The 10264-nt window shown below is 42.5% G+C and carries 8 protein-coding genes and 2 rRNA genes; 5 read left to right on the top strand and 5 right to left on the bottom strand.

The window, feature by feature from the left end; all coding sequences use genetic code 11:
- The 3 genes from F453_RS0113925 to F453_RS0113915 form a co-directional block, all read left to right on the top strand.
- Positions 1-353, top strand: a 23S ribosomal RNA gene (locus F453_RS0113925); the annotation flags it as partial.
- Positions 354-462: 109 nt separating this feature from the next.
- Positions 463-575: ribosomal RNA gene (gene rrf / locus F453_RS0113920) — 5S ribosomal RNA — on the top strand.
- Between the two features lie 954 nt (positions 576-1529).
- On the top strand, positions 1530-1979 hold the full coding sequence (locus tag F453_RS0113915; protein ID WP_018968554.1) for a lytic transglycosylase domain-containing protein: 450 nt from the start codon (positions 1530-1532) through the stop codon (positions 1977-1979).
- Between the two features lie 676 nt (positions 1980-2655).
- Here F453_RS0113915 and F453_RS16455 read toward each other — a convergent pair.
- A complete protein-coding gene (locus F453_RS16455) occupies positions 2656-2778 on the bottom strand; it encodes a hypothetical protein (protein WP_262502562.1) in 123 nt (40 codons plus the stop codon).
- A 226-nt stretch (positions 2779-3004) separates the two neighbouring features.
- Between F453_RS16455 and gluP the strand changes: the two genes are divergently transcribed.
- Both gluP and F453_RS0113905 read left to right on the top strand, forming a co-directional pair.
- Positions 3005-4213, top strand: a complete 1209-nt coding sequence (gluP, locus tag F453_RS0113910) for a glucose/galactose MFS transporter (protein ID WP_018968553.1) — start codon at positions 3005-3007, stop codon at positions 4211-4213.
- A gap of 468 nt (positions 4214-4681) precedes the next feature.
- Positions 4682-5014, top strand: coding sequence for a hypothetical protein (locus F453_RS0113905; RefSeq protein WP_018968552.1), 333 nt, complete (start codon positions 4682-4684; stop codon positions 5012-5014).
- Between the two features lie 1824 nt (positions 5015-6838).
- Here F453_RS0113905 and F453_RS0113890 read toward each other — a convergent pair.
- The 4 genes from F453_RS0113890 to F453_RS0113875 form a co-directional block, all read right to left on the bottom strand.
- On the bottom strand, positions 6839-7510 hold the full coding sequence (locus tag F453_RS0113890; RefSeq protein WP_018968549.1) for an RluA family pseudouridine synthase: 672 nt from the start codon (positions 7508-7510) through the stop codon (positions 6839-6841).
- Between the two features lie 236 nt (positions 7511-7746).
- Positions 7747-8493, bottom strand: a complete 747-nt coding sequence (gene fabG / locus F453_RS0113885; RefSeq protein ID WP_009236302.1) for a 3-oxoacyl-[acyl-carrier-protein] reductase — start codon at positions 8491-8493, stop codon at positions 7747-7749.
- A gap of 111 nt (positions 8494-8604) precedes the next feature.
- The gene (locus F453_RS0113880; RefSeq protein WP_033404392.1) at positions 8605-9096 is read right to left on the bottom strand and encodes a hypothetical protein; all 492 of its coding nucleotides are present in this window, start codon (positions 9094-9096) and stop codon (positions 8605-8607) included.
- Positions 9093-9689 (bottom strand): TetR/AcrR family transcriptional regulator, encoded by a 597-nt coding sequence (locus tag F453_RS0113875; RefSeq protein ID WP_009236300.1) that lies wholly within the window; start codon positions 9687-9689, stop codon positions 9093-9095. The genes F453_RS0113880 and F453_RS0113875 overlap by 4 nt, the downstream gene beginning before the upstream one ends.
- Between the last annotated feature and the right edge of the window lie 575 nt (positions 9690-10264).

The following is a 10264-nucleotide window of genomic DNA, read 5'->3' as shown; positions in this document are numbered from 1 at the left end:
GGTCCCAAGGGTTGGGCTGTTCGCCCATTAAAGTGGCACGCGAGCTGGGTTCAGAACGTCGTGAGACAGTTCGGTCTCTATCTATCGTGGGCGTTGGAGTTTTGCGTGGCCCTGTCACTAGTACGAGAGGACCGTGATGGACAGACCTCCGGTTTACCGGTTGTGCCGCCAGGTGCACCGCCGGGTATCTGAGTCTGGATCGGATAAGCGCTGAAAGCATCTAAGTGCGAAGCCGGCCGCAAGATTAGAACTCCTCATGAGGGTCGTCCCAGACGAGGACGTCGATAGGGCGCAGGTGTAAAGGCGGCGACGCCAAAGCCGAGCGCTACTAATAGCCCGAAACTTTCTTACCTCCCTCACCTCAGCCGTGTCGTCGGCCCTCCGCTTGGAGTGCCGCAGGACATAAGTGCCGCGTGGCGCGTCACTCTTTCTTCCCTTGCTTGTGCGATAGTCAAACCCTAATCAGGTGGTTATTGCGGCGGTGTCCCACCTCTTCCCATTCCGAACAGAGAAGTTAAGCCCGCCTGCGCCGATGGTACTGCAATGCAATGCGGGAGAGTAGGTGGCCGCCTTTTTTCATACGACAGCCCCGAGCGCGACGTTTCGCACTCGGGGCTTGTTCGTTTTGGGAGGGCGTGAGGTTGTGAGTTTTTAAGTTCATGAGTTTGTAAGTTGCTAAGTTTGTGAGGTTGTAGGCTTTTAAGTTTATGAATTTATAAGTTCATAAGTTTATGAGTTTGTGAGTTTTTAAGTTCATGAGTACGTTAGTAGCTGAATTGTCAAGGAGGTATGATATATAGATGCAGACCCTGTATACCATCAATGGGATATCACGAATATATGGAAAGCAATTGTGCACCCCTCTTTAATGCTTCATTTCATTTGTTAAGTTGGTTGATAGTACACTGTAATGTCCGCTCGTAGAAAGTGTGATATCTAATTTGTCTTGTTATAGCGGTATGATTCTCAATTGGCATATCATTATGCGTCCCTTTTTCAAATGCTTTGGCGAGGTGCACATTGTTACTGCCATTTAGAAGTTGTAAAATGTCTGGAAAACTTGATACTTAAATCTGTTTAATAGGAAACTAATCTTTCGCGGACTTTCAGATATGCCTCGGCATGTATAATATTTCTCACGAATTAATACAAATTGCCATTAAATTAATCTTGGTTTCGTCTTGCATTGTTCGCTTTTTCCTATTTTTCCAATAAGATTTAATTTTTGTATTCCATATTTCTTCTTTCTTCTCTCGTTTGTCTTAACTGTCTGTTTTTCAGTATATTGTAATGTTGTTAAGGTCCGTTTTTAGCCTTAAAATTTGGTTATTTGGGTTTTATTTCGTACCTTTGCATGCGATAAGAATAAGGATAGACCCTTCCCCTTGTTTCGGAAGAGCTTATTCGATAAGGTATCTAACGGGGCTGAGATTATTCACTTAACTTATTTCTCATAAAGTAATAGTCGCGGGCAACAAATGTGCTATAATGATATGGTTTACATGCTCAGGCCCCATAAATAAAAAATTATGGAGAGATTTACGAGAATTGTATTTTTATGTTTTACAATTTTAAGTTTATTGCCGGGCTTAGCCCAAGCAACAAAGAATGAGGATAACGCGGCGAACAGTAATTTCAATTGGGAGCCTGTTATGGAAGCAATTATTCAGGTGGAAAGCGGTGGAAACAGATTTGCTAAAAGTGGAAAGTCTGTTGGAGCCATGCAGATAACACCGATATGCGTAAAAGAAGTCAACTTGTATCTCAAGCAATTGAATATTAAGAAGGCTTACACACTTAAAGATCGATTTAGCGTAAAGAAATCGAAGGAAATGTTCCTTCTTATTCAGAAGCGTCACAACCCCAAGAACAATGTAGAACGAGCCATAAGAGCTTGGAATGGAGGGTTGAAGTACACTACTAAAGGGACGCAACGCTATTATGAAAAAGTGACGAGAGCGATGAACAAAACCACATAAAGCAGTGGTTGTCGCCCTATTAGACAATAAAAAGGGGATGGACGATTTCGATTGTCCGTCCCTTTTTCTTGTTTATGCCCTTTTGTTTTTTCTTCCCATAAGAAGCATTTACCAGCCTTCTATTCATGAATACGCCATGAATTTAGTTCTTTGAAATCACCTTATGTTTCGCTGTTGCTAAACGCTAGAATTCAATTTCCAGTCTTACCGCCGTGTTATACCTATCTTGAACTGCCATTACTTATCACATGGAACAGCGTTACAGCATAAATGTAACAGGGTTCCATGTGATAAGTAACAGGATTATTTTTCATCTGTACCATGACAGAAAGGCATAAAGCTCTCTTTTAGAACTTTGAAAGCGTTATGTAAGAACACGTCTGTTCCTCTGCACGTTGTTACTCAACGAAGTCGGGTACATGCCAAAAACAACCTCTTGAAGCACTTTTGCCCAACGTTGTTAATGCCCATTTGCTGGGTGTTATATCTGCGCGAGAAAGCAGAGAACAGCCTGTAATAGCCCACTCAACGGGTGTATGTCGAAATCTCAACGCTTTTGTCGAGCATCAATAATTATTTTTTCATATCTTTTTGGCGATATCTTCCATTTGTCGTAACTTTGCTAAAACAAATTATGTATCATCAAGTAAAATCAGATAATAGCAACGAAGATGCTTTAGACATTTGTGCTTATTGGTGAAATAAAAGTGGTAACCTTTTGCAGAAACAGACTCATGCCACCATTTGCAAGTGCAATAAAACGGCTGGCAGATGTGACATGTGTTGCAATTTTCATCATACATACCATACGCTTTTACCCTTATGCATGTCAACACAGTCTTAATTCGCCATAATGGTGAGCCCGTAACAATCCATCTTTCGCCTTATAATATCCCGAACATGCAAGTTAAGCATTCTTCCATATCGAAGATGTGCGCTCTAGGTAGAGTGGAGTAAGCTCCAAGACCGAAATGTTCCTTGCCTGTTCTTTCCATACGTAAACAATCAATTAATAAACCAACATTATGTCAGAAAACAAAAATTATCTAGTGCCTATTGCCTTTTTAGGCCTGATGTTCTTCTCTTGTGGCTTTGCGCTAGGCATCAATTCGCTTTTGGTGCCAGTGTTGCAAGAGTCGCTAAGCGTACCCTCGGCTGGTGCATACCTGCTTATTGGTGCAACGTTCATTCCCTTTTTGATCTTCGGTTATCCCGCTGGCCAATTGGTGAAACTCATTGGCTATAAGCGTACAATGGCCGTTGCATTCTTGATGTTTGCCGTTTCGTTCGGTGTGTTCATCGTTTCGGCCAGTCAAGAAAGCTTTGTATTATTCCTCGTTGCATCGTTTTGTAGCGGTACGGCCAATGCATTTCTGCAAACAGCCATCAACCCATACATCACCATTCTTGGTCCCGTAGAGAGCGCAGCCAAGCGAATAAGTGTCATGGGTATATGCAATAAGCTGGCTTGGCCCATCTCGCCGTGGTTCATCACCTTGGTCGCAGGCGAACATCTTACCGTTAGCCAACTAGATAAGCCCTTCTATATCATCATCGCCGTATTCCTTGGGCTTGGCGTTTTGTCGTTGATGGCTCCGCTCCCCGAGGTGAAGGCGGCAGGCGAAGACGAGAGCGAGGCATCAAAGAATGCTGAAGATGCGCAGGTATCGCAGTATGCTAATAGCAAGACTTCTATTTTCCAGTTCCCTCACTTGGTGCTTGGTGCCCTGGCCATCTTCTTCTATGTAGGCGCTGAGACCATCGCTTTGGCCACACTTATCGACTATGCTAAGGGCCTTGGACTTGAAAATGCCGAGAATTATTCGTGGATTACGCCTCTTTGCATTAGCGTGGGTTATATCTCGGGCGTGGCACTCATTCCCAAATACATGTCGCAGACTCGTGCATTGCAAATCTGCACCATTATCGCCATTGTGGGTACGTTGCTTGTTGTGCTGCTTCCTGGCGCGTTGAGCGTGTTTAGCATTGGCGTAATTGCTTTGGGTTGTTCGCTGATGTGGCCTGCATTCTGGCCCTTGTCGATGCAAGATTTGGGCAAGTTCACCAAGTCTGGCGCATCTGTTCTTACTATGGGCTTGATTGGTGGAGCCGTTGTAACGGTTCTGTTCGGTTTGCTTAAAGACAACTTTGGCCCTCAAAACGCCTATTGGATTTGCCTCCCCTGCTTCCTCTACATCGCTTTCTTCGCGTTTAAAGGGCATAAGCTGAGATAAAGCCGTTAGAGTTGATGAGCTGACAAGTTAACAAGTTGTAAGTGGACGATGAATAATGGTCGAGAGCCAATGATTTAGGAATGTATCGATAGAAAGCCTGTCTTAACTTCATGATATTAACTTATCCAAAGAGGCACTCGAAACCCTATTCGTAGGTTTCGGCACAGCAAGGAGTGTGAGTCTTATTAGGCTCACATCACTTGTGTGCCGAAACTGGCAAGAGGATTAAACAACTGTTTCTACGTTCATGTTCACCCAACCATAACCTCATTGAATGCCAATGGAAGGTGTTTAGAAAGAAAGTGCTCAAAACAAACATCGTTGAACGAAAGAATAGTTTAGACGTTCAATGATGAGACTCTTCGTAAATACCGTGGAATACAAGAAGGAGTTGGTGTCATTTCTAACGCTCAATTTTCGATAGACTAGTTCTAAAACTATTTCTTTTTGCTTATAAATAGATCTAAAATGAAAAAGATAGCTGTATTTATATTTTCGTTTGTTGTTTTAGCTTGTTATGGTAAGGCAAAAATGGAAATAAGCAATGAAACTTGTTTAAAATTGAATCCGCAGATGATACCATGCGCTGAAAAGTTGAAAGATTTCATATTGTCATGTTCGAATTTTAGATTGTCTTTCAGTGAAAAGAATGTCCATGCGAAAATTGAAAAAGGTAATGGCGTATATGTTATTCGTTTGTTTGAATATGGCACAGGACCAAAATCTACGAGTACACAAGGTTGTTTGATATTGAACGCCAATGATAAGTCGTTAAAAGACGTAACGTTAAGATCCAATTAAACCAATCCACAAAAATATAATCCTCTGCTTTTGTCATATAAGCCGCTGTTTGGGCTTTAAGATAACACATTAATATGAGATAGTGTTAAGAGAAACAGTAGCATTAGTAGATGGTGATGTAGTTGTTAAAGAAAAGGTCTTCCAAATAAACAATGGCAAATTTGTACAAAGCTGGAAAAATGATAAATACGGATGGTTATAATGAGCTAGACTAGCCACTTGTGTACTCAATGCTCATCAAATAACAATTGCATAAATAATTGGGTATGAAATAATATGGATACTCTTTATAGATACAAATTCTCCAATGTCTTAACTTATCCTCCATATATATCTGCGATATGGGTAGGGATATTCATCATGTTCGGTTATTTTATAATCAAATTCTTTTGCCCTACCGAATATTATAATTGGTGGATCATGTCTTGCTCCTTCTGTGCTATTGTGTATATGTGCATCTATTTGTTGCATAAAATCTGCAATAAGACCGTACTTGTTGGGTATACCAAGGAATATGTCGTTTTCCAAATAGGAAAGAAAGAAAAACGTTATAGAAAAACAGATTTATTAGGCTTTTATAGTCTTGATTATATAAATACAAGTCAATACAAAATAGCGATACAGTTTGTATTTAAAGATGGTTGTAGGTTAAACTTGTTTGAAGATAGTCCATTTGAAAAGTCAGAAGAGGTCAGACTTCAAAAGAATGAAAGTCTGAAAGAGTTTCTATTAACTTCAACCCATTATTTTGGTTTTAAATTAAATAAAAGAGTTAAATGGCGAAGTAGGCTCTCCTCATTGAATTATGCAGACACCTGGTATACAAAATTATGATGAGTGGGTGCAGCAGTCTTATGATTTAAAATCAAGAAACAATGGAATATAAATTAATATTCACAGACATAACGACGCTACGTCTATATATATTTGCTGTTGGTGGAGCCCTTTGGGGGTGTGTAGTTGCATGGCTACTTATAAATTATGTCTCCGACGATCTCCTTTTATTGGCGAGCTTGTTTTTGTACTTAGGTGCCACTAACGTGTTAATTCTGCTAGTGCGTATCTTTTATAATCAGACTGTGGTTATTGAGTATACCGACAATGAAATTATTTTGCAAAGGTAGAAAAGAGAAACGCTACAGAAAGACAGATTTGTTAGGCTTTTATAGTTTTGATTATATACAGCAAAGTAGAGCTACCATTTCTTTCCAATTTATGTTCAAAGATAGATATAGGTAGGCTAGACATATCCGATTATACAATGAAACGTTCGAGCAATTTAATCATCAACGAACAAAAGAATTCAGAATTAAAGAGATTCCTAATGATAACCATCAGCCATTTTGGTTTCAGACCCATCAAAAAAGTAAAATGGCGCACACGGACTAATATCTGTGATGTATGGTACTCCAAATAATTCCATACACGAGTTTGGAATAACGAAGAACATCATTCTTGCTAGTTGCAAGGGGTACACGTCATTCCGATATACCTGTTGCGATTTGAAAATTCGTCAACTTGTCAACAGAGGGACTTCAAGAATTTGTTTGGTTTTCTTTTTCTTGTTTTTCACCTTGAAGTTTTTCTGACTTCAGCTCACAAACTCACGTACTCGTCACCACAAAACTTAAATTTTTAAAAAGGCGTCGTGCTTTCGATATTTTCTGGTGAAAAGTATGCTTGCAAATAATACAATTAACCGCAATTTTCAGCATAACGCAGCTCTTTATTTGTCCATTTTTTGAGAGTATCGCCTGCATTTTGCATCACTTAGGGTTTCTAGATGCTTGTCGGTTCGTTTGTTTTATTTCTATTGGTTAAGCCCTATTCCTCCCCAAATGCATGCCAAAGGTTGTCGTCGGGTAGGGGAGCTTCTACACAGATTGTTTCTTTCGAGACAGGATGAACAAACGAAATCTTTCGCGAAAGCAGCGAGATGCTACCATCGGGATTGCTTCGTTTAGCCCCATATTTCAAGTCGCCCTTGATGGGACAGCCCATAGCGGCTAGTTGACAACGTATTTGATGATGTCGGCCAGTCATGAGTTGCACTTCCAAGAGCGTGTAGTTTTCTGATTGGCCGATAACCTTATAGCTAAGAATGGCCTTTTTTGCGCCTGCCACTTCGTGGTTGTGCGCATAACTTTTGTTTTGTTTTTCGTTGCGTGTGAGCCAGTGCACCAGTTCGCCAGATTCGTTTTCGGGAGGCGATTGCACGATGGCCCAGTAGGTTTTTTCCACGTCGCCCGTTCTGAAAAGGGCGTTCATGCGACTTAGTGCCTTGCTTGTTTTTGCGAATGCAACGAGCCCCCACACCGGCCTATCTAGCCGATGAACCACCCCAAGAAACACATTCCCAGGCTTAGCATACTTCTCTTTGAGATAGTTTTTCACAATGTCTACCAGTGGAACATCGCCAGTCTTGTCGCTTTGCACAATCTCTCCACTGTGTTTCGATACGATAATGATGTGGTTGTCTTCGTAAACAGGAATCATGATATCTAAGGGTTGATTTTGCATGGACACCCCAAAGGGGGGCTTCTCTCTCTTTCGCTGTCGCCTTGCGCGAGACATTTAGGGTAACGCTCGTTCTTTTCGGGTTGATGGGTTAGCAAGTTGACGGGTTAACGAATTGTTATATCCGTCTGCTTATTAACCCATTGGCCTAACGGAAACGTTGATTCGGCGAAAGGACATGGTTGCTCTTTCGCCGAACCCGAACGTTGTTTATGTTATGTATTCATACCGCCATCTACCTGGATAACCTGTCCGCTTACATAGCTAGAAAGGTCGGAAGCGAGGTAAAGGGCACAGTTGGCCACGTCTTCAACCGTACCGCCACGGCGCAAAGGAATTTGGTTCATCCATTCTTTACGCACTTCTTCAGACAGCTCTTGTGTCATTGCCGTGTCGATAAAGCCTGGAGCAATGGCATTGGCACGAATGCCCTTGGGACCCATTTCTTGAGCAACAGATTTGGCCAAAGCAATCATACCGGCCTTAGAAGCTGCGTAGTTGGCTTGTCCTGCGTTGCCATGAACGCCCACAACAGATGCCATGTTGATGATAGATCCACCACGTTGGCGCATCATTACGGGAATGGCAGCGTGAATGAAGTTAAACGCACTCTTGAGGTTTACACCGATAACGGCATCCCATTGTTGTTCGGTCATGCGAAGCATAAGGCCGTCTTTGGTGATACCAGCATTGTTTACGAGGATGTCTACCGACCCAAAGTCTTCTTTTACCTGTTTAACCACCTCTTCGCTCTGTGCAAAGTCGGCAGCGTTGCTGGCATATCCTTTGGCTTTAACACCGAGAGCGGCTATTTCGGCCTCAGTAGCCTTACCGTTTTCGTCGATAACCAAGTCGGTGAATGCGATGTTTGCTCCTTCTTGTGCAAACTTCAATGCGATGGCTTTACCGATGCCGCGGGCAGCTCCCGTAACAAGGGCAGTTTTGCCTGTTAATAATCCCATTTTTATTTTATTTATGTTAGAAAAATACTTTGATTTCGTTAGGCAAAGGTACAAACTTACTTTGACATGGCAAAACAATGTTTGCGCCTGTTGCCCGATAGCCGTTTGGGTCTAATCGGCACTGTAGATGATTTCACGTTGCACGCCTCCGTTTTGCGCACGTAGGATAAGTGTGGTTACGCCACCCTCGTAATACATCTCTACCGTTACTTGATGTGCGCTTATTTTGTAGGATACCGAAATAAGTCCGTTCCTCCCCACATCCACACTTTTGCTCTTTGAAGGCAGTTGTGGCAATAACAGTTCGGGGTGGTCGATGTCTTTCCTTCGTATCGTTTCTTGATAAAGGGCCTGCATCGAAGCCGTTTCTGTAAAGAACTTGCTTTCAATTTGCGTCATGCCACCATCTTCTTCTATGTACTTCGTGGTTGTGTCGGGGACGGCCAGACGTTGTGTTGGCGTGCTGTCTTTCATGGTTGGTGTTGCTTTAGGGGCTTGCTCATGGCTGCGTTTGGTGGTAACAATCCCCTTTTCTTTGGGCTTCGTGGCTACGCACGCAACCATGATGGGGGCTGCGAGCGCAATAAAAACGAGTATTCTCATTGCTTATTGATGCGTTTGCCCAATGCGCCATACACCACCTTTGCCACCAATGGCTTGCTGGTTTCTTCGGTTAGGCCGTGTCCCAGTCGGCCATAGATAAACGGCACTTCAAGTCCTTTAATGCAATAGTGGGTGATATTGGCCACAAGTTCAACGTTGTCGATGTCGAATTCACCATCGGCCTTCCCCTCGGCATACACTTTTCGGAAAAGCTCAATCTCGTCTTCGTCGAAATTCTTGCGCATTTTCTCCACCGTCCAAATGTTTCTGAAGAACTCGGCACGTAGGTTTCCGTTACGCACAACCGTTTCTTTTATCATGCTGAGGTGGGTGTATATCAGCTCGATAATCTTGTCTTGCGGGCTGGTTTTCTTTGCAGCCACCTCGTCTAGCTTGTCGGAGAGCCGTTCAAGTTCGGCTTCGATGACGGCATAATACACGTCTTCCTTCCTATTGAAATAGGTGTAGAGCGTTCGCCTGCCCTTTCCCGACGCCACGGCGATATCGTTCATCGTGGTGTTGGCCACACCGTTGCGTGCGAATAGCTGGCGTGCCACGTCCACTAACTTTTGTCTTGTTTTGGAAATGGACATCTTCGTTTCCTCCTTTCTCTAATCTATATGCTTGCCGCGCGTTGTTGCACACGACTTAGTTAATGTGCAAATTTATCGTTTTTTTGTCGAATGAACAAATTATTGGTTTGTTTTTTCGAGGCTGTTACTGCTATGATGATGAGGAGTAACATTAAAATCGGTGGGGTGTTTAACCTATATCAGGGATTGCGATGAAACCATAGCCTTTGTAAGAAATAATCAATGAGCTTGTGTTTTCTTTTGTTCGTGTAGACGTTCGTTGTTTTGTCGTATTGTTAGTGTTTCCCTGAAAAGAAAGGTTTTCTAGTGCTTTCCTGTTCAGGCGAACAGTTTCATTGGTTGGCATACGCACTGGCATGAAGGCTACAAGTCGTTGGTAGACCCACTACAAGCCTTTTGTAGTCACACTACTAACCACTTGTAGTCCCACTACAAGCTGTTTGTAGCCACACTACCAACGGCTTGTAGACACAGTACAATGTAGTGTACTGAGATTAGTTGACACTTTTCGTTGTTAAATACTCCTTTGGTTGACAAGAAAAATCCTTATGTTGTATTTAGGTTGTCATGTCCTT

This window comes from Hoylesella loescheii DSM 19665 = JCM 12249 = ATCC 15930 (genome assembly GCF_000378085.1).
Classification (GTDB): Bacteria; Bacteroidota; Bacteroidia; order Bacteroidales; family Bacteroidaceae; genus Prevotella; species Prevotella loescheii.
Note: the sequence above shows the minus strand (reverse complement) of the source record. Positions and strands in the feature narration are given on the sequence as shown.